At 33.7% G+C, this 23371-nt stretch carries 15 protein-coding genes; 5 read left to right on the forward strand and 10 right to left on the reverse strand.

What is annotated here, in order from left to right:
• Positions 1 to 185 precede the first annotated feature (185 nt).
• Complete coding sequence (gene metK, locus J0383_RS08465; protein WP_207297972.1) at positions 186 to 1436, forward strand: methionine adenosyltransferase; 1251 nt, start codon at positions 186 to 188, stop codon at positions 1434 to 1436.
• Between the two features lie 75 nt (positions 1437 to 1511).
• Here metK and J0383_RS08470 read toward each other — a convergent pair whose 3' ends face one another.
• The 4 genes from J0383_RS08470 to J0383_RS08485 form a co-directional block, all read right to left on the reverse strand.
• Complete coding sequence (locus tag J0383_RS08470; RefSeq protein WP_207297973.1) at positions 1512 to 3752, reverse strand: hypothetical protein; 2241 nt, start codon at positions 3750 to 3752, stop codon at positions 1512 to 1514.
• A gap of 154 nt (positions 3753 to 3906) precedes the next feature.
• Positions 3907 to 6159 (reverse strand): hypothetical protein, encoded by a 2253-nt coding sequence (locus J0383_RS08475; RefSeq protein WP_207297974.1) that lies wholly within the window; start codon positions 6157 to 6159, stop codon positions 3907 to 3909.
• Positions 6160 to 6249: 90 nt separating this feature from the next.
• Entirely contained in the window at positions 6250 to 8937 is a 2688-nt protein-coding gene (locus tag J0383_RS08480) for a carboxypeptidase regulatory-like domain-containing protein (RefSeq protein ID WP_207297975.1), read from the reverse strand.
• Positions 8938 to 8975: 38 nt separating this feature from the next.
• Positions 8976 to 9866 carry a GLPGLI family protein gene (locus J0383_RS08485; protein WP_207297976.1) on the reverse strand — a complete coding sequence of 297 codons (891 nt, stop codon included), beginning with the start codon at positions 9864 to 9866 and terminating at the stop codon, positions 8976 to 8978.
• 233 nt (positions 9867 to 10099) lie between these two features.
• Between J0383_RS08485 and J0383_RS08490 the strand changes: the two genes are divergently transcribed.
• Both J0383_RS08490 and J0383_RS08495 read left to right on the forward strand, forming a co-directional pair.
• Entirely contained in the window at positions 10100 to 10915 is an 816-nt protein-coding gene (locus J0383_RS08490; protein ID WP_207297977.1) for a hypothetical protein, read from the forward strand.
• Positions 10915 to 11529, forward strand: a complete 615-nt coding sequence (locus tag J0383_RS08495) for a deoxynucleoside kinase (protein ID WP_207297978.1) — start codon at positions 10915 to 10917, stop codon at positions 11527 to 11529. The genes J0383_RS08490 and J0383_RS08495 overlap by 1 nt, the downstream gene beginning before the upstream one ends.
• A gap of 67 nt (positions 11530 to 11596) precedes the next feature.
• On the opposite strand, the gene J0383_RS08500 is transcribed toward J0383_RS08495, so the two are convergent.
• The 6 genes from J0383_RS08500 to J0383_RS08525 all read right to left on the reverse strand — a co-directional run bounded on the left by J0383_RS08500 (position 11597) and on the right by J0383_RS08525 (position 20892).
• Positions 11597 to 12946, reverse strand: coding sequence for a hypothetical protein (locus tag J0383_RS08500; RefSeq protein WP_207297979.1), 1350 nt, complete (start codon positions 12944 to 12946; stop codon positions 11597 to 11599).
• Positions 12947 to 13232: 286 nt separating this feature from the next.
• Positions 13233 to 15752: a sodium-translocating pyrophosphatase gene (locus J0383_RS08505; RefSeq protein WP_207297980.1), complete on the reverse strand. Its 2520-nt coding sequence runs from the start codon at positions 15750 to 15752 to the stop codon at positions 13233 to 13235.
• 112 nt (positions 15753 to 15864) lie between these two features.
• Complete coding sequence (locus tag J0383_RS08510; protein ID WP_012023556.1) at positions 15865 to 16395, reverse strand: inorganic diphosphatase; 531 nt, start codon at positions 16393 to 16395, stop codon at positions 15865 to 15867.
• 132 nt (positions 16396 to 16527) lie between these two features.
• Positions 16528 to 17127, reverse strand: a complete 600-nt coding sequence (locus J0383_RS08515; RefSeq protein WP_207297981.1) for a DNA-3-methyladenine glycosylase family protein — start codon at positions 17125 to 17127, stop codon at positions 16528 to 16530.
• A gap of 216 nt (positions 17128 to 17343) precedes the next feature.
• Positions 17344 to 19845 carry a DUF5686 and carboxypeptidase-like regulatory domain-containing protein gene (locus tag J0383_RS08520; RefSeq protein ID WP_207297982.1) on the reverse strand — a complete coding sequence of 834 codons (2502 nt, stop codon included), beginning with the start codon at positions 19843 to 19845 and terminating at the stop codon, positions 17344 to 17346.
• A gap of 69 nt (positions 19846 to 19914) precedes the next feature.
• Complete coding sequence (locus J0383_RS08525) at positions 19915 to 20892, reverse strand: pyruvate dehydrogenase complex E1 component subunit beta (RefSeq protein ID WP_207297983.1); 978 nt, start codon at positions 20890 to 20892, stop codon at positions 19915 to 19917.
• A 503-nt stretch (positions 20893 to 21395) separates the two neighbouring features.
• On the opposite strand from J0383_RS08525, the gene J0383_RS08530 reads away from it, so the two are divergent.
• Both J0383_RS08530 and J0383_RS08535 read left to right on the forward strand, forming a co-directional pair.
• Positions 21396 to 22142, forward strand: a complete 747-nt coding sequence (locus J0383_RS08530) for an electron transfer flavoprotein subunit beta/FixA family protein (RefSeq protein WP_207297984.1) — start codon at positions 21396 to 21398, stop codon at positions 22140 to 22142.
• Between the two features lie 126 nt (positions 22143 to 22268).
• Positions 22269 to 23237, forward strand: coding sequence for an electron transfer flavoprotein subunit alpha/FixB family protein (locus tag J0383_RS08535; protein ID WP_207297985.1), 969 nt, complete (start codon positions 22269 to 22271; stop codon positions 23235 to 23237).
• Positions 23238 to 23371 lie beyond the last annotated feature (134 nt).

Here is a 23371-nt window from a genome sequence, read left to right on the forward strand (position 1 = left end):
TGCACCCGAAACAGAGGAAAAATTTGAACTGATTGCAACCTCTTCATAATGAAACGGTTTCGTTATGAATGCTGAAAGATTAATTTCAGCAGTAAAAAATGCTAAAGCAGCAACTCTCCTTTAGCCCTTTTTAGCAATTATTTTTCCCGCTTAATTTTAAACTAATACATTATTATTACATTATTATGGCTTATTTATTTACGTCAGAATCTGTTAGTGAAGGGCATCCAGACAAAGTTGCAGATCAAATTTCGGATGCATTAATTGACAACTTTTTGGCATTTGACGCTGACTCAAAAGTAGCTTGTGAAACTTTAGTTACAACAGGTCAGGTTGTTTTAGCAGGTGAAGTAAAATCGAATACTTATTTAGATGTTCAGCAAATTGCACGCGAAGTAATCCGTAAAATTGGATATACTAAAAGTGAATATATGTTTGAAGCGAATTCATGTGGGATTCTTTCAGCAATTCACGAGCAATCTGCAGATATTAATCAAGGTGTTGACAGAGCTAAGCCAGAAGAGCAAGGTGCTGGTGACCAAGGGATGATGTTTGGTTACGCTACAAACGAAACTGAAAACTACATGCCATTGGCTCTTGATTTGTCTCATAAATTATTACAAGAATTAGCCATTTTAAGACGCGAAAATAAGGAAATCACTTATTTACGTCCAGATGCAAAATCTCAGGTTACTTTAGAATACAGCGACGATAACAAACCAACTCGTATTGATGCAATTGTTATCTCAACACAACACGATGATTTTGATGAAGAAGCTGCAATGTTAGCTAAAATCAAAAAAGATATTGTTGAGATCTTGATTCCTAGAATTATTGCTAAGAACCCAGAGCACGCTCACTTATTCAATGATAAAATTAACTATCATATTAACCCAACAGGAAAATTCGTTATTGGAGGACCTCACGGAGATACTGGTTTAACAGGAAGAAAAATTATCGTGGATACTTACGGTGGAAAAGGTGCTCACGGTGGTGGTGCATTCTCTGGAAAAGACCCAAGTAAAGTAGATAGAAGTGGTGCATATGCAACTCGTCATATCGCTAAAAACTTAGTGGCTGCTGGTGTTGCTGACGAAATCTTAGTTCAGGTTTCTTACGCAATTGGTGTTGCTGAGCCAATGGGAATTTTCATTGAAACGTACGGAACTTCTAAAGTAAACTTAACTAACGGTGAAATCGCTAAAAAGGTAGAAGCTATTTTTGATATGCGTCCTTACTTTATTGAACAACGTTTAAAATTAAGAAATCCTATTTATAGCGAAACTGCTGCTTACGGACACATGGGACGTAAACCAGAAACGGTTACTAAAACTTTTTCTGCTCCAGGAGGAAACGAAAAAACAGTTACTGTTGAGTTATTTACATGGGAAAAACTTGATTTTGTTGACCAAGTAAAAGCTGCATTTGGATTATAATTCAATCTGAATTTTAAATACTAAAAAAGGCTGTCTAAAAATTTAGACAGCCTTTTTTTATTACATACTAGAAATTTAATACGTTCCGTTCTGCATTTTATCTAAAACATCTTTAATATCCTTTGCCGTTTCTCCATCAACATCTGAATTTAAATATTTTACAGCAAGAGTTTCCGTTGCAATTGCTTTGTCTTTTTGCCCATCTTTATAATACAATTGTGCCAAAGTATCTAAATAATACGAATTGTTTTTTGTTATGGCCACACTATATTCTGACCACTTGATAGCATCTTTTAGGTAACTTTCATTTATGGGATTCGTTACGATAGACCATGCCGCATTATTACATAAATCTGAATTATAAATTTTAAATGAGTTCCAACCATCATAAGCAAAATTAGAACTTGAATTTAAGCCAGAAAACAAAGTATCTAATTTCTCAATAGGATTTGTTCCTGATAAATTTGAATCGAAAAAGGTTTTAAATTCTTTTAAGTACTTCGTATTAGAACCTTCTTTTTCTTCAGTTTGACTTAAATATGTAAAATAGTTTCTATAAGTATCGAAATTTGCTTTTCCCGAATCGATGATTTTTTTATAAGTCGAAATGATTTTTTGTTTGTTTATTTCACTAGAAATTCCGTTTTGAGAATCAGAACTATTTTGCTGTAATGCATTTGAAACTTCCGAAACAGCATTCCCTATATTATGAACTTCAATTTCTTGGCCATTAAATGAATCACGATTTTCTTCAATCTTATCTGAATGTTTTAATACGTAATCGATAGCAAGGAAATCAGTATCAGTAAGGGATTTATCTTTATTAAAAAGTCCTTTTGTAAAACCTTCATTTTGGATTTCTCTTATAATTGTTTCTACTAAATACATATCTGGCTTTGTATCTTTTTCGTGCGCTTCAATCAGTTTTTTCCAAGCTTGGGCTACTTCTTTTTGATCTAAGGGCGTTTTTGTAATTATAAAATCTGTTGAATTGACATCTTGCTTGTATGTAGAATCATAATTATAAGTGCCCGCCAATAAAGCCCCTTTGTTAAAAGCTCTGATTGAATCTTCATCATTTGCATTTTTGTTCTTTAAGGTTTTCTCAATAGAAACAAAAGCATCTGCACGTTGTAATCGTTTGTAAAGATCTCCATAATTATTGAACTGATCTTTCTGAGTTTTCAAGTCTGATTTTGCAATAGCAAGCTTATCTCCTTCTGTGTTTAAAATAATTACACTTGGATCATTGGTGATTTTATTAGTTTTCAACCATTTTTTATCTCCTTCCCCAGCTAAATAATAGTTATAAACATCATATGCTGAATTGTATGCATCATACATATAATAACCCGTATCTTCTTCTTGATCTTTTATAAAAGTATCAAAGCTTTCTTTGGCTGTCTTTTTACTGTCGTTATAAACTACTAAATATTTATTGTTTGATTCCTTGGTTGCTTTAAGCGCATTACTTAAATTATTCTCAATCTTTAATTTAAAATCGTAATGCGAATTACGAGTTACTGCACTATACGCTGGCACCGCAGTAGTATCTATTGCAACATTTTTTGTGCTATCTATCGCAGTGCTGTAATAGTCAGTATTTTTACCTGGATATGTCCAGTCTGTAACAGATTTTGTTTCGAGAGGAACTATTGTTTCATTTTTAACTGGTTGCGAGTCTTTTTCATTAATAAAAACCAACGGATTTTGTCCCGATTGGTCAGAAATTTTCAGCTCGTTTGTTTTTTTATCAAAAAATCCAGTAATATTTAAATCTTCCAAAATCGACAAGTCGTAACTGACTGTTATTTCCGAAACATCTTTTGGCAATGCATATTTACAAACATCACTTTTTCCACTATAACTTTCATAAACTAGATATAGGATATCTGTTTTGTCTATTTCAAACTTAACATCTGCACTTTTCCAGTCAGGATCGTATTTTGCTCTAAGATCAGCTAATTTTTGATATTTGATTTCTTCATTTCCTTTTTGCGTACCAATGTAAAAAGAATAATAAGAAGGATCTAAAAACTTAATTTTAATATTTTTTGCTTTTTTATCGTTTTTAAACAAAAGATTAAAACGGCTCTCTGAAGATTGATTTTTGGCAAATAGCAACGAATCGCCTTTAATCTCGTATTTACCTGTATAATAAACCAGTTCGAATTTATTATCTTCTGATAAATTCAATTTTACTTTTTGCCCTTTATTTGTAGATACATAAGTTCCTTTTTCAAGGCTTTTGGTTTGAGAATAGGAAATTGTTGTCAACGAAAAAAACAACAAAAAACTCCATATAAAATTGCGCATGACTAATAATTATTTTTTATAAGTTATATCTTGCAAAATTATTTTATTACTATTCAATTAAAGCCAAAAAAATCATAATTTGTAAATTAAATATTACAAAAAAATCCAACAACTTATTAAGTCATTGGATTCTATTTTAAGATTTTAAATACTTTTAGTACGTTCCGTTCTGCATTTTATTCAAAACTTCTTTTATTTCATTTGCAGTTGTTTCTTCAACATTTGAGTCTAAATATTTTACAGCAAGAGTCTGTGTTGCAATTGCTTTGTCTTTTTGCCCGTCTTTATAATACAGCTGTGCCAAAGTATCTAAATAATACGGATTGTTTTTGGTAACTACCAAACTATATTCTGACCATTTAATGGCATCTTTAATAAAGCTAGAATTTAGAGGTTTTTCAACCACTGTCCACGCAGCAGAATTACAGATATTTGAATGGTATTCTTTGAATGAACTCCATCCGTTATAGGCGTACTCCGAAGTTGGATCCAAGTCTGTATACATAGCGTCTAATTTTTCAATTGGACTTGGTGAAGCTAATTTAGATTCGAAATAGGTTTTAAATTCTCTTAAATAAGTGGTGTTTGAGCCGTCTTTATCTTGAACCTGGCTTAAATATTCGAAATAATTTCGGTATGCTTCAAAATTCCCTTTTCCTGATGCAATTATGTTTTTATAAATTGAATTGATTTTTTCCTTATTTACATCACCCGAAATTCCATTTTGGCTGTTATAAACACTTTGTTGCAAAGCTGTAGAAATTTCTGAAATAGGATTACCCATAATAACATATGAATTATCACCTTTTGCTTGATTAAACGCTGCACGGCCTTCTTCAATTTTATCCGAATGTTTTAAAAGATAATCTATGGCAAGAAAATCAGTATCATTAAGGGTTTTGTCTTGGTTGAAAAGCTGTTTTGTAAAACCTTGATTTTTGATTTCTCTTAAAATGGTTTCAGCCAGATACATATTGGGTTTTGTATCTTTTTGGTGCGCTTCAATTAGTTTTTTCCAAGCTTGAGCAACGTCTTTTTTATCTACACTTGCTTTTGTAACAATAAATTCAGTCGAATTAGCGTCTGGAGTATATTCAGAATCATAGTCATACGAACTTTCCAATAAAGCAGCTTTATTAAAGGCTCTGATTAAATCTTCATCGTTTGCTTTTTTGTTTTTAAAGGTTTTATCAATAGAAACAAAAGCATCTGCACGCTGTAATCTTCTGTAAAGATCTCCATAATAACTAAACTGATATTGCTGTGTTGACAAATCAGATTTGGCGCTTCCCAATACATCACCGTTTGCATTTACTACAATTACACTTGGATCATTGGTAATTTTATTGTTTTTAAGCCATTTTTTGTCATCGTCTCCAGCGAGATAAAAATTATAAACATCATACTGCGGATTGTATGCATCATACATATTATATCCTGTTTGTGTTTCCTGATCTTTTACAAACTTATCAAAGCTTTCTTTGGCTGTTTTATTACTGTCTTTATAAACTACCAGATATTTATTGGTGCTTGATTCTTTGGTCGCTTTAAGTGCATTACTTAAGCTATTCTCTATTTTTAATTTAAAATCATAATTTGAAGCTGCCGGCGGAGCTACAGCATAGTCTGCAATTGCCGTGCTGTCTGCAGGAACAATGTCTGTATCGTAGTTATAATTTCCTAACGCATAATCTTCTTTGCCTACATAAGTCCAGTTTGGAACAGATTTGGTTTCAATAGGCGTAACGCCTACTTTTTTAACTGGCTGTGGATTTTTTTCATTAACAAAAACAAGTGGATTTTTTCCTGAAGGTTCAGAAATTTGCAATTCATTTTTCGATTTATCGAAAAAACCTGCCAATTTTAAATCAGTCACAGCACCCAATTCATAGCTGATTGTGATCTCAGAAACCTCTTTTGGCACTGCATATTTTGCAACAGTCGCAGGATTATAGTAATCTTCGTAAACCAGATAGATAAAATCTGCTTTATCAATTTCAAATTCTAAATCTGTTTTTTCCCAGTCAGGATCTTGTTTAGTTCTGATGTCAGAAAGTTTTTGATATTTTACGTCTTCAGTACCATTTTGAGTTCCAATGTAAAAGGAATAATAAGAAGGATCTAAAAACTTGATTTTTATATTTTTTGCTTTTTTATCATTCTTATAAGAAAGATTAAAATTGTTCTCTGACGATGGATTGTTTATAAAAACCAAAGAATCTCCTTTTATTTCGTAACTGCCAGTGTAAAAAACCAATTCATATTTACTGTCATCTAATAAATTCAGCTTTATTTTTTGACCTTTGTTTACAGAAAGATAAGTTCCTTTTTCAAGGTTTTTAATTTGAGAATAGGAAACCGTTGTCAACGAAGAAAACAATACTAAACTCCATATAAAATTGCGCATGATTTAAATTTTGTAGTTAATAACTTCACAAAGATATTCTATTCTTCTATAAAACAAATCACTCTGCATTATTAATATGTAGTTAAATTACTATAAATTATATTTCATCGAAAAGATGATGTAACGAGGCTGTACCGTGTATTGAGAAACTCGAGTTGAAAACTGCGAAAAGCTGTCATCATTGAGATATCTTGTATTTAACAGATTGGTTGCCGAAACTTTATATTCCCATTTGCTGTTTTTCTTCTGATAGATTAAACTCGCACTTAAGAAATCGTATTCATTATTAACCGATTTATTTCCGTTGTAATAATGGTAGAATTCGTACTCTGAAACAAAAGAGAAACTATCCAGAAAATAGTAATCTAATCTGGCAAAAGGCTTGTCGGTATAAAATGTCGAACCGCTGTATTTATTCACCAAAAGATTGTAACCAAATTCAATATTGGGCAGGTTTTTATAATTAGTCGAAGCTCTTACCGTATAACTCTGTACAAAACTTTCGGTTGTTGCTAATTTATCATTTTGAATGTTGTTGAATTTTGACCAGTTTAAACTCGCACTTGCCGATGCTTTGTAATTTTTTAAGAAAGAACGTCCGTAGCTTCCCATTCCTGAAAAAGTTTCATCGGCTAAATTGGAATTGTATGGAGATGATGATTGATTAATTCCTGTAAAATCAGCTTGTGTTTTAATAGCATCTACTTTTTTAGTATACGTTGCATTGGCAAAAATGTTCTCAAAATTGAACATATTGTATTTAAAATAACGCAGCGAATGTACTTGCGATGTTGCATTTTCCAGGAAGCGATTTCCACGAAACAAACTGCTGTAATCCGATAAAACATAACCTGCAGCTAACTGATTGATATCGGTAAAATCGTTTGACAATGAAAAATTATAAGTCAATGTTTCTGATTTTTTAATTTGGTATAAGGCAAAGAAATCAGGCAGTACTTTTACGAAATTCTGTGAATAATCCGATCCCAGCTGCGAATTGGTCATTTGATACGAATGCACGCTTACACCTGGCGTAAAAGTGAATTTTCCAGTCAGGATTTTGTAATGAAACCCAAGAAAAACATCATTAAAACTATAATCAACATCATTATTGTTTTCTGGTGTATTTAAATCATTTCGGTCACCATTATCCAGCATCTGAAAAATATGCGAATTAAAGTTCTGATATGAATACGTATTTCCTAATGTAATGTTGAAATTGCTTTTTGGTGTCACCATATAATAGTAATCCAGTTTAGCATCTACTTTATTCGTTTTTACAAAACGATCCTGATTAAGATCATTTCGGTTTTGTCCTGAAATATATCCCGATAAATCAAAAGGCTGTGATTTTAAATTAGCATTGTAAAACGGGTTTTCATCCTGATACAAATGCTGCATTTCAAAAGCAAAAATATTTTTATCGCTTTGTGTATAATACAAACTCAGATTTTGGTTTATTGAGGTTGGATCTTGTTTCTTTTCTGTCAAAATAGTTTCAACCGCCGAAATATTATTTACAACCGATTCACGCAACAAATCTGTATCTTCATCCTGTTTTGATAATTTTGTTAAAACATCATAATCAAACTGAAGTTTTGTATTCGGTTTGTAGGTTGAACTCAGCTTAAACAATCCTAGATTGTTTTTTTGATGGGTAAGTTCGTCTCTTTTCTGCTGATCTCCTGACTCTAAAATTGTAGTCTGTGATTTGGTTTCTAAATCGGTTTTTGAGGAAGAAAGAATCCCGAAACCGCTTAGAGTCCATTCTTTGGTTGGGGAATACGAAAAGTTGGTCGCGCCAAATTTTGTTTCGATTTCTTTTGCACGATTGTTTCGTAAGATGGAAATTCCGAGATCATTTGAAGAAACATTAAAACTGCTTCCTCCTTTTTTCATCAGATTTTTAAATCCTCCGGTAAATTTGAAATAGTCCTGAGCTGTAAGAGGCAGTTCGCCAATATTATTAAAATTCGTAATTAAATTAATACTGTATTTGGGACTGTAATAAAACAACTTCGGATTGATGATATACCGACTGTCCAATTCGGCAACGCCTATTCCAGCGGTTACATCTCCAAACCAAAAGTTCTTTTTACCTTCTTTTAGTTTAATATTCATCGCCACATTTTCCTGATCGTTCTCGAGTCCTTTTAAAGCGCTTACTTCATTAAAATTTCGTAAAACCTGAACTTTATCAATAGCATCTGCGGGAATATTTTTAACGCCTAATTTGGTATCTCCATCAAAAAAATCTTTTCCTTCTACCATCAATTTGCTGACTTTTTTTCCTTCTACTTCAATCTCACCATCGGCATTCACCTCAACTCCCGGCAACTTTTTCAAAACGTCTTCCAGCTTTTTTTCAGTTCCTGATTTGAAAGAATCAGCATTATAAACGATTGTGTCTCCTTTTATGGAAACAGGCATTTCGCGGACAATTTCCACACCTGCAAGTTCGATTCCGGCACCATCCATTACGATATTCTGCGTCATGTTTTCGGCTTTGGTGACCACCGCAATTTCTTTAGATTTCATTCCCAAATAACTTACCTTAACCGTATACGAGGTGTTGGGTTTTAAAGTAAGCTGAAATTTTCCTTTATCATTCGTAATCCCATACGAATCCATTGCTTTTGTAGTGTTGTTTACAGCCATGATATTGGCCATTTCCAACGGATTCTTTTGTTCGTCCTGAATGAAACCATCAAAACGAACACTTTGAGAAAATGAAAAAGAGGTAATTAAAAAGGCGAAGAAAAAATATATTTTGTTCATTAAAAAAGCTTAGAAATAGATAATAATTAGAAGACTATTTATCTTCCCATTGGCGGCGGTCCACCCGCACGTCCGCGGTTCATTTCTCTAAATTCTTCCATTTTTTTAATTACGGTTTCATCATAATCTTTCTGAGAAATTACTTTTCCTTTTTTAGACGGTTTTATTTCTACTTTATCTTTGGCATTCAAAACAATTTTAGAACATAAAATAGTAGTTCTTCCGTCATTCACTTCTAAAATTAATCCAGGAAGTCCCCAATAATTTTCAGGTCCTTGGTTTACGGGAACTTCTGGCGTATACCAAGCTGTAATTACGATTTCTTTTGGTATTTCGAAATTATCCTCAAAATTCGTTTTGGTTTCTCCTGAAGTTTTCTTGGCTTCATCCGTCTTTTTAGTTTCGTTGTTTTTAGGTCTGAAATTTCTAAAATCAGTTTTACTGGCTTGTTTTACAGCTGTTGCTTTGTAACAATTATAGCCTCCAATCTGTTTGGTTTCCTGTTCCAGTTTCCAATCTAGTTTTGGCAGGGAATCAACTACCAAAAATTCTTTCCCCATAAATTCTTTATCAACGGTATAGGTTTTGTTTTTTACATCTTTATAAAATGTACCTCCACCACCCATCATAGAGCTCATCATCATACGCATACCGCCGTTTCCTTGTCCCGGAGTTTCAAGTTTTTCTTCTTCTTTGTATATTGAAGCTGATTTGTCAAAATTCAAAATGAACGTTTTCTCAAGCATCTGCTTCATTCGTTCTTCGATGTTTTTCTGCATTTCAGGTGTAATATCGCGGTTTCCGGCTCTCATGCCTTCAAATTTAGGCGGCTGAGTTTTGGTCTCGTAAACGGCCATTCCTTGAAAATCTTTTTGTGCTTGTATTTGACTGAAAGCCAATACTAAAAGTAAATATGATAGTTTTTTCATCTTTTGTGGGTTTAAAAAGTTGTAAGTCCATTAAAACTTACAATCAAATTTATTACTAATTTTAAAATACTGAAAGTTAAATATATCAATTCCAAAATGGCATCGACAAAATCACATTTTTGTAAGACTATTGTAATTTATAAAGGTTTAAATGCTAAAATTGAGTAAATCCGTCATTTTAAAACCTACTTATGTCTAGTTTTTGTACTTTGGCTCTTTGAAATTGCATCATTATGAGTAAAACAATGCGTCTAGTTATTTTATTGTTGTTTAGTGCGTGTTCGTTCTCTTCGATTTTGGGCCAGAACCAAAAAATTACTCCTATTCTTGTTTCAAAATTTACGGCTGATGTTGATAAATTCATTGGTTATGATTCATTTGGTTATTCCTATCAAATCAAAAACAATGTTTTTAGTAAAATAAAAGGTAATGAAGTTTTTGAATATAAGAATGTTTCTCTGGGAAATATTACAAACGTTGACATTCAGAATCCGCTTAAAATTGTGCTTTTTTATGAAGATTTCAACAGTTGTGTTTTATTAGACAACCAGCTGAATAAAATGACGGAAATTAATTTCTCTCAAAATCCTGTTCCAATTGTCGCAAGTGCGGTAGGAATGTCTACTCAAAACCAGCTTTGGGTTTACAATACTTTAAACCAGCAGATCGGACTTTTTGATTATTTAAAAAATGAATACAAAACCGTTTCAATTCCGCTTACAGAAGTAATTAAATATTACCAAACCGACTTTAATACGTTCTATTGGATTGATAAAAAAAATAACTGGTTTTCATGTAATATCTTTGGCAAAATTTCGAGTTTGGGAACTGTTTCTGATTTCGAAAAAATGGAAATAATTGATACTCAAAAATACGTTTTCAGCAAGGACAATTCCTTGTTTTTCAGTGATATCAGTAAAGAAGATTCTAACCGTGTTTTTGAAATTGAAATTTTAGAAAAATCGTTCGACAAATTCTATTACAAAGACCAAATTTTATCTATTTTTACAGCCAAACAAATTGTAAATTATAAAATCGTAATACCGTAATGCACATAGCAATAGCAGGAAATATAGGCGCAGGAAAAACAACTTTAACCAAATTATTAGCCAAACATTTTAAGTGGGAACCGCACTATGAAGATGTAGTTGATAATCCGTATTTAGACGATTTTTACCACCAGATGGAACGCTGGTCTTTTAATTTACAAATTTACTTCTTGAACAGTCGTTTTCGCCAAGTGCAGCAAATTCGCGAAAGTGGAAAGAAAATCATTCAGGACAGAACGATTTATGAAGATGCGCATATTTTCGCTCCCAATTTATATGCCATGGGATTAATGACAAGCCGTGATTTTGAAAACTATACTTCTTTGTTTGAATTGATGGAATCGCTGGTAAAAGCTCCAGATTTATTGATTTATTTAAGAAGTTCCATTCCAAATTTAGTGGGACAGATTCACAAACGCGGACGTGAATATGAAAACTCTATTTCTATCGATTATTTAAGCCGTTTGAACGAAAGATATGAAGCATGGATTCAAACGTATACTAAAGGAAGGTTATTAATTATTGATGTTGACAATATTAATTTTGTCGATAATCCGGAAGATTTAGGAAACATCATTAATCGAATTGATGCTGAATTAAACGGGTTGTTTTAATCTAAAATAGTTTAATTTATAAAAAGAGAGGTTGCCTAAAATTAGACAGCCTCTCTTTTTATGATATTTAATTGATTTTTTGAAATGTAATATAGTCTTCACCCCAGTTACTACCTCCATACTTTAACACTGTACCTGCTCCATTAACACACCATGCATTTCCTGCCCAGTAATAATAGGTTTTATTAGCGCCAGTAGTATTGCTAATAATTACAGTTCCCATCGTCATTGCATAATAACTACTTGGTGGCAATAAACCACTTAAAAGGGAATTTGTAGAAATAATATCTGTACTACTAACATACGAAGTAGAGGTATCACTGAAGCCAGAACGTATCCACCAACTTTCATTTGAACCTGTTGCAGCTAATGTTCCAGACGACTTAGTAGCTAACATATTTATACTTACCAGCCATTTACCTGGTGGTAAAGTAATCGTTGTACCTGTATAAATATATGCTCCATAAGGAACAAGATCAGCACCAGCGCCTAATTTTGCAAAACCTAATGTAACCGCTGAAGCATCAATTTGCGATATTTTACGCAAATTACCATTACTGTCTACCGTTACAACATTATCTGTTACAGTACCTGTATCCATTGTACGAACTCTTGCATAACCATTTACATCCATAGCTGCTGTTGGCGCATTGGTATTTATTCCTATTTTTCCTGTTCCTATTGTATTGTTAACCGCAGTACCAAACAAGGTATTGCCAATGTTCATTTCATTGCTTGCTGTTGGCGAACTTACATTAGCTGTAGTTCCAGAACCTATTATAATATTGTTTCCACCTGTTGTAATGTTACTGCCAGAGTTATATCCAAAAGCTACATTTCCACTGCCTGAAGTGTTACCTGATAAAGCTAAATACCCCATAGCTGTATTAAACGATCCGTCGTTATTAGCAGCCAATGTCGAAGTTCCGAAAGCTGTATTTGCTGTACCTGTCGAAACAGGATTGAGAGCATTGTAACCAAAAGAAGTTGTTGCAGTAGATACCTTACCTGCATTTGTATTGTTAATTTTAAATTGAAGAGGCTGATTATCTGTAGTCCCTAAAAAGTTAACCGAGGAATTTGTGCCTGCATTTCCTAACAAATTCCAATCTGTTGCCGTTAATGAAGAAGCACTAACTTTTCTTAAAATATTATTTGAATCTACTACTAAAATATTATCTGTAGCAGAACCAGCGATTAATCCCTCTATTGCTAAAGTAAAATCACTAGTAGTAGTTAAAACAGAAGGTTTTGTTAAAGCACCACCTAACTGCACATAGCCATTATTAGCTTCCAATCCGTTATTAACATACGGGTTAATCTGTATTTTTTCTCCATAAGGACTTACTACCGTTTTTGTCTGCGCGATCATAAATCCACCCTGCATTAATAACAGCATACACATTATTTTTTTCATTTCTTAATTTTAAAAAATTTCTATACTATTTTGGCTTTTACTATTTCTTTATACTGTAAAAATATTTTAAATAATAAGGCTCCAATAGCCACAAGAAGTTTTTAAAATAACACTTTAGGACATTTAACGTAAATGCAAAAAAAATAATTAAGCTATCTTTTACTACTTTAAATACTTCCTATTTTGAGCATATGAACTAAAAAAAATCATAAAAAAAGCCTCTAAAACAATTTAGAGGCTTTTTGTTTTAAGAAACTTTGTCAAAGTTTAAACTTTGACAAAGTTATTATTTTGCGGTTTCAACTTTTGCTAAAACTTCTTCTTCAGTTCCTTCAAAAACTTCGGTTGTGGTTTTGCCATCAACTGTTTTAGTCACGGTTCCAGTTGTTTTGCCGTTGATGTTTTTAACCTCAACACGAACCGATTCACTTTCGGAATGAGCATATTTTCCGTTTGCATCAAAATGAGCCAGACATTTAGCAGTTTCTTCTGCTGAACATCCTTTTTCTTTGCACATTTTAATACATTCTTCTTTTGTCATTCCCGACATATCGCCACATTTCGAGATTCCTGCATGCATTTCTGTTTTAGCACAGCAAGAAGCTTTTCCTGCGATATCTGTTGGTGTGTGTCCTTCTCCTAAAATTGGAGCAATTACTAATCCTATTAAACAAGTTAATTTGATTAAAATATTCATGGAAGGCCCAGAAGTATCTTTAAACGGATCTCCAACTGTATCTCCGGTTACAGCAGCTTTATGTGCATCTGAACCTTTGTACGTCATTTCACCATTGATCATCACTCCTGCTTCAAAAGATTTTTTAGCATTATCCCAAGCACCTCCGGCATTGTTTTGAAAAACTGCCCAAAGTACACCAGACACAGTAACTCCAGCCATATATCCTCCTAACATTTCAGCAATTAATTGATTGTTGTCTGAATACACTAATTTGCCTAAAAGCACAATAGCAATTGGGAAACCAATGGTTAAAACTCCCGGAAGCATCATTTCGCGTAAAGCGGCTTTTGTAGAAATTTCAACACATTTTCCATATTCTGGTTTTCCTGTTCCTTCCATAATTCCGGCAATTTCTTTAAACTGACGTCGGACTTCGTACACCATATCCATTGCGGCTTTTCCAACTGAATTCATAGCCAAAGCTGAGAAAACAACTGGAATCATTCCGCCGACAAATAGCATCGCTAAAACCGGCGCTTTAAAAATATTGATTCCGTCAATTCCGGTAAAAGTTACATAAGCGGCAAATAAAGCCAATGAAGTTAATGCCGCAGAAGCAATAGCAAATCCTTTTCCGGTAGCTGCTGTTGTATTTCCTACCGAATCTAAAATATCAGTTCTGGTACGAACTTCTTTTGGTAATTCGCTCATTTCTGCGATTCCTCCAGCATTATCAGAAATTGGCCCGAAAGCATCGATAGCTAATTGCATAGCTGTTGTGGCCATCATAGCAGAAGCCGCTAAAGCTACTCCATAAAATCCTGCTAAAACATACGAAATCCAGATTGCGATTGCGAATAACAAAACAGTTGGAAACGTAGAGATCATTCCCGTTGCCAAACCTGCAATTACATTTGTTCCTGCTCCTGTTGATGATTTTTGAACGATTGCCAAAACTGGTTTTGTTCCTAATCCGGTATAATATTCTGTTACAGATGAAATAGCACCGCCCACAACTAATCCAACCAATGTCGCATAAAAAACACGCATTGACGAAATGGCTTTAGAACCTTCTCCGAAAAAAGTCATCTGCATTGTTTCTGGTAACATGTGCTGAACCAAGAAAAAACAAGCCACAGCTGTTAAAACAATAGAAACCCAGTTTCCTATATTTAATGCTTTCTGAACTTGTGCTTCTTTCGCATTATCATCTGATATTTTTACTAATGTTGTTCCAATAATTGAGAATAGGATTCCGAAACCGGCAATTGCCATTGGAAGTAAAATGGGTCCGATTCCGCCGAAAGCATCGTTAATACTTCCGCCCATATCTTTTATCACATAATTTCCAAGAACCATAGCTGCTAGAACAGTTGCCACATAAGAACCAAATAAATCAGCTCCCATACCAGCAACGTCTCCTACGTTATCTCCTACGTTATCTGCAATTGTTGCTGGATTACGAGGATCATCTTCTGGAATTCCTGCTTCAACTTTACCAACTAAATCGGCACCAACATCGGCTGCTTTAGTGTAAATTCCGCCTCCAACACGTGCAAACAAAGCAATAGACTCTGCACCAAGTGAAAACCCTGCAAGAGTTTCCAACACAACGGTCATGGTATCTGTATCTTTCCAAACTCCGTCTGAAAATAAATTAAAGAAAATAATAAAAAAGGCAGTTAATCCTAAAACGGCTAATCCTGCTACTCCAAGTCCCATTACAGTTCCACCGCCAAAAGAAACTTTTAAAGCCTGCGGCAAACTCGTACGTGCTGCCTGAGTAGTTCTAACGTTTGTTTTAGTGGCTATTTTCATTCCGATATTTCCAGCATAAGCCGAAAATAAAGCGCCAAAGATGAATGCTATTACGATTAATAAATGAGTTTTTACACCTGGAATAAAAGTAATTCCTGCAAGTGCCAAACTCGCAATAATTACGAAGATGGTTAATAGTTTATATTCGGCTTTCAGAAAGGCTAAGGCTCCTTCATAGATGTAATCTGAAATCTCTTTCATTTTACCATCACCGGCATCTTGTTTTAAAACCCAACTCCTTTTAATTCCCATGAAAAGTAATCCTAAAACTGCCATAACAATTGGCAGGTAAATCATAAATGCATTCATAATATTTTAATGGTTATGGTTAATAGTAAATAAACTGACTATAACGAATTTAAACAAAAAAGCAATACTCCTGACGGGGTATTGCTTTTTTTATAAAATATGTATGCTTTAATTATTTAATACTGAATAATCCTGCCGGTTTATTTTCAATATCATCAAAACGTTTAGTGCATTCAGCGATAATTTCGTAAGCTTCTTTAACATCTCCCCATCCTTCTACATCTACTTTTTTGTTTTCAAGGTCTTTGTAAACTTGGAAAAAGTGCTCAATTTCTTTTACTAAGTGCGGGTTAATATCAGAAAGATCGTTTAATGAATTCCAGATTGGATCTGATACTGGTACACAAATAATTTTTTCGTCTGGTCCTTTATCATCTGCCATGTGGAAAACCCCAATTGGTTTTACCTCCATAACACATCCAGGGAATGTTGGTTCGTTTACTAAAACCAATACATCAAGAGGGTCGCCATCTAAAGCTAGCGTTTCTGGAATAAATCCGTAATCTGCTGGGTACATCATTGAAGAGAATAGCATTCTGTCGAAACGCATTCTTTTGATTTCAAAATCGTACTCATATTTATTTCTGCTACCTCTTGGGATTTCGATTAATACATCGAAAGTCGTTAGTTTGTCTGCGGTCATTTTCGTTTTTTATTATTTCTAAAATTTCGATTGCAAAAGTAATTAAAGAATCCCTTTTCACAATGAAAAAAGTATATTAATCTGTGTATTTATACATTAATTAATATACTTTTCTTTTTATATAACAGACAGTTAATAGGTGATTTTCCTGTTTCGCTTTGTTAAGTAATGATGCCAGAGCAAATAGGTCGCATAAGATCTATATGGACTCCACTGTTCTGCATGGATTTCCATTTCCTGTTTATCGTGAATATTGAATAGTTCTTTCATGGTATTTACGACCGCAATATCACCAAGCGGAATCATATCGGGTTCTTCAAGACAGAACATTAAATAGATATCGATTGTCCAGTTTCCAATGCCTTTTAGCTTGATGAGTTCTTCCCTGACTTCTCTTGCTGTTTTTAAAGCGAGTCCTTCAATATCCAATTCTTTATTGAGAACTGCTTCGGCTAAAATTTTAATGTATTTTGTTTTCTGACGGCTTACTCCTAAGCTTCTAAATTCTTCATCAGATAAAACCGCCATATTTTCGGGATTACAGGTTTTATAAGCTTTGATTTTAAAAAATGTGGCTTTCGCCGAATCAATAGAAACCTGCTGCTCCAATATCAACAAAACCAAGGTTTCAAAACCTTGCGGACGTCTTGGAATTGGTGGTAATCCGTATTTTTCGATTATCTCTAGAAATACTGGACTTTTGGATGAAAGAAAATCTATGGCTTCTTGCATGATTATAGTTTTCGAAAGTAAATCAAATTTAAGAAAAATGGAGTTAGTTCCCGCAAAGTCGCCAAATCGCTAAGTTTTTTTATCTCTCGCAGATTTTGCAGATTAAGCAGATAAAAATCTGATCTGGAATCTCAATGATTATCAAAAGCTAGAAACAAAAAAATCGCAAAGATTTAAAACCTTTGCGACTTTGTAGCTTTGAGCCTTTGCAACTTTTTAAAAGTAGAATCCAAAAGATCCTTTTACTGCAAATTTATGAGCGTCTGGCATATCCAGATAATTTCCTCTCCAAGAAAAATCGATACGGAATACTTTGAAAATATTTCCAATTCCAGCATGGTATTCATAATATACTTTTTCCGGAGCGTTATAAGGCAATCCAGAAGCATTGATTGCGCGGTTGGCATCAGAAATTGTTCCGTGAACGGCTCTCACACCAACAAATTCTCTCCAATTCAATTTTCTCATAAATGGAATTCTGGCAAATAATCTTCCTCCAAAATCATGATTCCACTGCAGGGTTGTATATTGATCTGTAACGAATTCGTAGAAATTCAAGTTACTGAATGTATTTTCGATTGTAAAATAAGTTTGGTTACCCGGAATTACGCTCATCAATCCTAATGGAATGGTACCGAATGTTTTTCCTGTTTCCAAAATAATATTGGATCTTCCTAAAGGTCCAATGATAATAGGCTGTTTATAAAAAACTTGTATTTTTTCGTACGCAAAATCACTATCAAAAACCCCTTTAAGTCCATAACTAAAGTTTACAAAGAAATGACTGAACGGACTATCTACTAAATCTCTTTCTACTCCGTAACCAATTGTTTTACGGTTTGGCATATATTCAAACTGAATATTGGCTTCTGATTGCTTTACATCGCTCTTTACAATTCCCATTGGATTTGCGACGCTCGGCAATGTTGTATAATAGTCCAGACTAAAAGTCTTCGAAGCCGATTCTAAAGTTCGATATGAAAAACCTGCTTGAACAATAAAATTCTTTTTAGGTTCCATTTCGATCGAAACGTTACTTAAATTAATATTGGTCAGCTTTCCGTTACTTCCGGTTGTAAACAATGCCGAAGAAGCAAAACTTCGACCTAAAATATCATTTGTAGTGGTTAAACTTGCTCCAATCTGTTCAATATCACGTCTGTTTCCTCCAGAAATAATGACACGATTTTTCTTGTCAACCATCCATTTTCCCGAAAGTCCGTATTTGAATTTATTATCATCAAATCCGTAAGCCGTGTAAGCTTGTAAACGCCAAGGATCGTTTGGTCCAAAATACGTTCTTCCTCCTACCCTTAAACGTAAACCTTCAACTTCATTATAGCCAAATGTGGAATAAATAGGTCCATAATCGAAGTTCTTAAATTCGACGTAACCGCTTCCTAAAATGGAGACGATATTATACAACTGCTTAAATCGCTTGACCGTTTGCAGTGTGTCGAGCATTTTATAAATACCAGCTTCGTCTTTGTTTAATTTCTCAAAACGATTTTCTTCCCAAAATTCCGGCGGTCGTTCATAGACCGCATTATCTATGAAATTGACTTCTTCTTTATAGAATTTTTCAGGTTTCTGAATGTTGAATTTATGATTACGGTATAATGTTGTTCGTTTTCCATACACTCCTTTTGATTTTTCTTTTTTATTCAAAGCAAAATCAGACATCATATAATCACGTGTCAAAAGAAAAACTGAATCGTTTTCAACTTCAAATTCCTGTTCGATATAAATGTCTTTTACCCAGTTAATATTGGCGCTTTTGGTAACACCCATATTAATTTTTTTGATGGCAAAAGTGGTATCATTTACCCAGAAATCACCTTTAAAAGTCAATTCGTTTTTACGTCTTGGGTAAAAAACAATATTAAAACACCATTTTTTATCAATGTAAGCACTGTCTTTTAAAACGTAATTGTAAACATCAATTCCGGTTCTTGACAACGGACTCGTAAAGCTTTTATCAAAAAACTTGAGGTGATTGTCGTAAATATTATAATCCGAATAAAGGTCTTTTACAAAAGCCAGAATCTGCTGATTTCCGTTGAAACCAGACATTTTATTTCCGGTAAGGTTTTCTTTTACTTTCTTGATTCTGTTATCGCCGTAAACATCATATACCGATTCGTTAATGAAAATCGGAAGATAGGTTTTTCCTGTAACATCTGAAGTATCAACATGATCAAAAACGAATTCCATTCCTTTAAAAAGCTTGTTTTTCATGAAAGCACTATCGATAGTGTTCATATCAAATTCCACTTTTTCATACTTCTGCATTTGATATTGATTGAATTGGTAAAGTCCATTTTTACGTTTTCTTTCCCAGATTTTCCTTAAAATATCAATTGCCGGATTGTTCTTTTTGGATGTTTTTCCAGTATAAATCACAACTTCGCTAAGAGCTTCAGGATCACTTAAAACGATCGTAAAGTTATAATTTACGGCTTTATCAAGAGGAACTTCTTTATCTGAAAATCCTGCAGATGAAACTAGTAAAGCAGTATAGGTGTTTGGAGATTCAAGATAGAAACGTCCATCTTCATTTGAAACGATTCCAGTATTTGAGCCTTTAAAAACAATATTTGCAAAAGGTACAGGCTGATTCGATTTGTCCAAAACAACTCCACTCACCTTAGTTTGTGCAGTAGCAACATTCGCAAAAGCAAATACAATATATAAGAGAAGTAGAGTTAATTTGTTCATTATCATGTAAAAAAAAACTTCACCAATCCATGTTGTCTGATGAAGTTTTATGAGTATTTCGTATTTGTATTACTTGTATAATACTTTCTTAACCGCTTTTACTACATCACCTGCATTTGGTAACCATTCTTTAAGCAATACAGGAGAATATGGCGCAGGAGTATCTGCAGTTGTAATACGTTGAATTGGTGCATCAAGGAAATCAAATGCTTGCTCTTGCACGATGTATGTGATTTCAGAAGAAATACTAGCAACTGGCCAAGCTTCTTCAAGAATTACTAAACGATTTGTTTTTTTAACTGATTTAAGAATTGCATCTTTATCCATTGGACGAACAGTTCTTAAGTCGATGATCTCACAAGAGATTCCTTCTTTTTCTAATTCATCAGCAGCAATGAAAGCTTCTTTAATGATTTTTCCGAAAGAAACGATAGTTACGTCTTTACCTTCACGTTTAACATCGGCAACACCAATTGGAATTGTGTATTCTCCGTCTGGCACTTCACCTTTATCACCGTACATTTGCTCAGATTCCATGAAAATTACAGGGTCATTGTCGCGAATGGCAGATTTTAAAAGTCCTTTTGCATCGTAAGGAGTTGAAGGAACAATAACTTTAAGACCTGGAGTGTTAGCAAACCAGTTTTCTAAAGCTTGTGAGTGAGTAGCTCCCAATTGACCAGCAGAAGCTGTTGGTCCGCGGAAAACGATAGGCACATTAAACTGTCCCCCTGTCATTTGACGCATTTTAGCAGCGTTATTTATAATTTGATCAATACCAACTAAACAGAAGTTGAATGTCATATATTCTACAATAGGGCGGTTTCCATTCATTGCAGAACCTACTGCAATTCCTGAAAAACCAAGCTCAGCAATTGGAGTATCGATTACTCTTTTTTCACCAAACTCAGCAAGCATTCCTTTTGAAGCTTTGTAAGCTCCGTTGTATTCTGCAACCTCTTCTCCCATTAAATATATGGATTCATCGCGACGCATTTCTTCGCTCATCGCTTCGCAAATGGCCTCTCTAAATTGTATTGTTCTCATATTTTTTATTGTATGTTGAATTTTCTGAAGAGCAAAAATAAATATTTTAAATAACTTAAAAGCATAAATTGAATTTAAAATCGCACTAAGTTCTTTCTCGATTTTGGTTTTGACTTTTAAAAGTTTATGATGCTATTTACGAAATCGATATAATAGACGTATAATTCACACTTAATGCTGTTTTCGTCTGCTTTTTATACAAACTTCAACAGATTTGTTTAATTCTTGTTTCTTCAAATTCTGTCTTCATAACGGAACAAATCCAAAACTAGTATAAATCATTCGAAAAATTAACATATCGCAACTTTGCTTTTGTTGCAAAAAATGCTAATAATCAAGCAAAATGCTCTTATTTTCATTTTTTATTTTAAGAAAAAGCACCTAAACCTTTGCAATTTCCGAAATCGTAATAGTTTTCAAAAATATTATGCATGCATAGTATAATTATTCCAAATTAAATTCTAAATTTGTAAAAGCATATTACAAATTCAAAACATATACTTATGAAAATACTAGTTTGCATCAGCCATGTGCCTGATACTACTTCAAAAATTAACTTTACCAATGGTGACTCAGAATTTGACACTAACGGTGTACAATATGTAATTAATCCTAACGACGAATTCGGTCTTACACGTGCTATCTGGTTTCAAGAACAGCAAGGAGCAAATGTAACAGTTGTAAACGTTGGAGGTCCAGATACAGAACCAACATTGCGTAAAGCTTTAGCAATTGGTGCAAATGAAGCAATTCGTGTTAATGCAAATCCTACTGACGGTTTTTTTGTGGCAAAACAATTAGCTGAAGTAATCAAAAATGGTGGTTACGATTTAGTAATTGCCGGAAAAGAATCTTTAGATTATAACGGAGGAATGGTTCCTGGAATGATTGCAGGAATTTTAGGTTATAACTTCTTAAACTCTTGTACCGGTTTAACAGTTGACGGAAACAGCGTAAAAGCAATTCGCGAAATTGATGGTGGTAAAGAAACTGTAGGCACTGCTCTTCCATTAATTATTGGTGCTCAAAAAGGTCTTGTTGAAGAAAAAGATTTACGTATTCCAAACATGAGAGGAATTATGACTGCAAGAACTAAAGCGCTTACTATTCTTGAGCCGGTTGATGCAGCTGTAAATACAAAAGCGGTAAAATTTGAGAAACCAGCTCCAAAATCAGCAGTTAAATTAGTTTCTGCAGATAATTTAGATGAGTTAATCAATTTATTACACAGCGAGGCTAAAGTGATTTAAGATATTTATTGATGAATTAAGATTAACGATTTTTGATTTCAGATTTAAAATCAAAAATGAGTTAATCACAAATCATTAATCACAAATCTAAAATCGTTAATCACAAATCTAAAATCTAAAATTATTATGTCAATATTAATATATGCAGAATCTGCAGAAGGAAAATTTAAAAAAGTTGCTTTCGAATTAGCTTCTTACGCTAAAAAAGTAGCAGAATCATTAGGAACTACTGTTACAGCTCTAACTGTAAACGTTAGCGATGTAAGCGAATTAGGCAAATACGGAGTTGATAAAGTTCTTAAAGTAAGTAACGATAAATTAGCTGGTTTTAATGCAAAAGCTTATGCTGATGTTATTAAACAAGCAGCTCAGAAAGAAGGAACAAAATTAGTTTTACTATCTTCAACTACAGACAGCATTTACCTTTCACCACTAGTTGCGGTAGCTTTAGAAGCTGGTTTCGCTTCAAATGTAGTTGGGTTACCAATTAGCACTTCTCCTTTCCAAGTAAAAAGAAATGCTTTCTCAAACAAAGCTTTCAACATTACAGAAATCAGCACAGATGTAAAAGTGCTTGGTTTAGCTAAAAACTCTTATGGACTTTTTGAAAGCGCAGGAGCTGCTACAGCAGAAGATTTCAGTCCATCAATTGGAGATGATGATTTTGGTGTAAAAGTAGAATCTGTAGAAAAAGTAACTGGAAAAGTTTCTATCGCTGATGCTGATATCGTAGTTTCTGGCGGACGTGGATTAAAAGGTCCAGAAAACTGGGGATTAGTTGAAAATCTAGCTGAAGTTTTAGGTGCTGCAACTGCTTGTTCTAAACCAGTTTCAGATTTAGGATGGAGACCTCACAGCGAACACGTTGGACAAACAGGTAAACCAGTTGCAACAAACTTGTATATTGCGATTGGTATCTCAGGAGCCATCCAGCATATTGCAGGTATCAACTCATCTAAAGTAAAAGTAGTAATCAATAACGATCCAGAAGCTCCTTTCTTTAAAGTGGCTGATTACGGAATAGTAGGAGATGCTTTTGAAATCGTACCTAAACTAACAGAGAAATTAAAAGCTTTTAAAGCACAACATTCTTAATTAAAATTCTCTTTAAAAATATAGCTGCCTAAAAACAAGATGTTGTATCTTTGTTAATAGGCGGCTTTTTTGTTCCATATTTTTTGACTAAAATTGCAGCTTTATTTTTTAATCCAAAGAAGTATTAAAATGAG

The organism is Flavobacterium endoglycinae (assembly GCF_017352115.1).
GTDB lineage: Bacteria > Bacteroidota > Bacteroidia > Flavobacteriales > Flavobacteriaceae > Flavobacterium > Flavobacterium endoglycinae.